At 59.6% G+C, this 2,601-nt stretch carries 3 protein-coding genes; all 3 read right to left on the bottom strand.

All coding sequences use genetic code 11. From position 1 onward, the window contains the following. On the bottom strand, positions 1 to 710 hold a 710-nt coding region (locus F4X08_01580), incomplete at its 3' end, for a HaeIII family restriction endonuclease (GenBank protein MYD24493.1). A gap of 9 nt (positions 711 to 719) precedes the next feature. Beyond that, positions 720 to 1,484 (bottom strand): DNA adenine methylase, encoded by a 765-nt coding sequence (locus tag F4X08_01575; protein MYD24492.1) that lies wholly within the window; start codon positions 1,482 to 1,484, stop codon positions 720 to 722. A 95-nt stretch (positions 1,485 to 1,579) separates the two neighbouring features. Continuing rightward, positions 1,580 to 2,494, bottom strand: coding sequence for an IS1595 family transposase (locus F4X08_01570; GenBank protein ID MYD24491.1), 915 nt, complete (start codon positions 2,492 to 2,494; stop codon positions 1,580 to 1,582). Positions 2,495 to 2,601 lie beyond the last annotated feature (107 nt).

The raw sequence follows: 2,601 nt of genomic DNA, 5'->3' as shown, positions 1-2,601 counted from the left end.
ATATCGACCTTTGACGGTATCGCCCATCGCCTTCCCCATCCGAGCGTTCCGCTCATGTTGAACGACTGAACCAGTACGCCGTCCGTCTCCCGAACGACCTTGTAGAAGTCATGCTGCCCAATCAAGTAGCGGAACACGCGCTGAATAAACCGGCCGCCGAATGATTGGCACAAGCGCGTGAACTCATCCTCGAATGCCGTGAGGATGGGCAGGTACAGCGTCTGCTCCTTGTTCTGAACGTCGCGGAACAGCATCCCGCGCTCCCGCATCTCGCGCATCTGCCCGAACACCGGACGGACGGCGGCCCAGTAGGATTGACTCACGGGGTGATCCGCCCAGACGCTGCCAAAGTCGATTGTGTCGGATAGCCGCGAATGCTTGACGGCGTGGTGGTGGGTTTTGGCGGAGATGCCCACAGAGCCGTCTGGCAGCATCATCAGAACGTCTCGCACGTCTCCGCGCTGACCGGCGCTCCCGGTCTGCAACGCGACTAGGGTTGCCGCCTCTAGTTGCTTGTCGTAGGCGGTGACGAACAAGGCAGCTTCACGGGCGGCCGCGTCCATCTCGCTCTGCTCGTCGCAGTTGTCGTAGTGCATCCGCGCATTGGCGGCGGAGGCGGCGTCAAGTGGCACTCCGAGCGCACGGGATAGGGCAAGTGCAACGGCGTACTCGAACGCCTTGCCACGCTCCATCTGCGTCTGTCTAACCATCGCCCGATACTATAGCACGCGGACGTAGTCGTTCGATAGGATAATCGCCTCGTTCGAGTCAGCCTTGTTCGCTATGCCGTATGCCCATTCGGGAGTGACAAACGTGTAACCCTCGTACAGGTCTCGGACCTTCTCGCAGTCGTTGTATGACAACACCCAACCATCCCGCCCGCGCAGAAGGTGCGCTAGCGCGGCATGGTCAAAGTCCGCGTGCAAATCCCCGCGCTCCCCGTACAGGCTTTCCCCGTTGGCGTAGGGCGGATCGAGATAGAGGAAGTCATCGGCATGGGCCGGGATGCTTTCCTGAAAGTCGGCCAGTTCCACGCTGAAACCGTCGATGCTGAATGACCGTAGCTTTGAAAGCGCGCTAGGCGTGAATCGGGGATGGCCCGGGGACATGCCCCCACTCAACGTCGTTCCTGAATACGAGGCGCGGTTGAGCGCATAGAAGGCGGCTGCCCGCTCGAATTGCCCCTCGATGTCGGAGTACCGCTTCTGCAAGGCGTAGAACTCCGTCCGCTTGAGCGGATGGTATTCGGCCGCCATGAGTGCCAGGTGAGAGGCGTCTTTCAGAACGGCTTGCCAAAAGTCCACAAGCGGCGCGAAGGCGTCGTAGCAGTATACCCTGATTCCGCGAGAGGCGGCCGCCAACTCAATGGACGCGCCGCCAACAAACGGGCTCGCAAGCGTCTCTAGTCCTTGCGGCAACAAGTGGATGATTTGAGAGACGGCGCGGGATTTGCCCCCTGGATAGCGCAAAGGGGATTTGACGATTTGCGGCGGTTTAGTCGAGGCAGGCGGCGTCTCTCCAAACCCTGCTTGTACTGCCTGCTCTAGCGTCGCGGGGATAGGCTCAACGATGTTCTTTCTCACGCCGTCAACTCCTTGTAGCGGATCCGCTTGTCAACCGTGAGGCGGATAAAGTGGCCGAACCGCTCCATCGCCGTCATGTCTAGGGTGTTGTGACGCTCCGCAAACTCGTTCACGTAGCGGTGCAAGTGCTTGAATGAGAAGTGGTGGAAGGTTCCGATGTAGCCGCGCTTCAGTAGCGCCCAGAACGCCTCTGCGCTGTTTGTGTGCGCCTGCTCGCGGACATACTCTCCGGCGCTGTGGGAAACCGCCTCATGGCGATAGCCGACTAGATTGCGGTAGGCTGCCCATTCGTCTGTGTAGACCGTCGCGCCCGTCTCAACGTTCGCCTTGATGATGCCATGCAGTGTCGGCTTGTCCGCGTTCGCTATCGGGAGTGCCTTTACCCTGCCCGTGCTGCGTGAGCGCACCACCACAACCCCGGCCTTGCCGACTGCGCCACGTCCGGCGTGAAGGCGCTTGCTCTCGTGCTTGTTGCGCTCCTTGCCGCCAAAGTACGCCTCATCAACCTCTACCGGGCCGGCCATCATGCCCGATTGGGTGTCCCATGACTCGCGGATGCGCTGAAGCATGAACCACGCCGTCTTTTGGGTTACTCCGATCTCGCGGGCTACCTGATGGCTGCTGATTCCCTTGCGGGCGGTTGTCATCATGTACGTCACCAGCAGCCACTTATGGAGCGGAACCTTGCTCGATTCCATGACGCTCTTGACGCGGACGCTGAAATACTTGCGGCATGACGTGCAGTGGTACGGCTGAGGCTTGCGACTCTCAACGACCTTGACGTTCTCCGCCTTGTCGCAATGCGGGCAGCGGACGCCGTTCGGCCATCGCTGCGCCTCGTAGAAGGCAACGGCTGCTTCCTCATCGGGAAACAGCTTATGGAACTGGTAGAGGCTGATGTAATCTTTCATGGCCTAATTATATCCCGATAACTAGGCGCAAGTCAACCTTTTTGCGTGAGATTATTGAGGGGATTGTCTAATTAGGTATATCATTCCCCGACGAATGGACCCTAGCC

The organism is Gemmatimonadota bacterium, assembly GCA_009841265.1.
Lineage (GTDB): Bacteria > JAAXHH01 > JAAXHH01 > JAAXHH01 > JAAXHH01 > JAAXHH01.
Note: the sequence above shows the minus strand (reverse complement) of the source record. Positions and strands in the feature narration are given on the sequence as shown.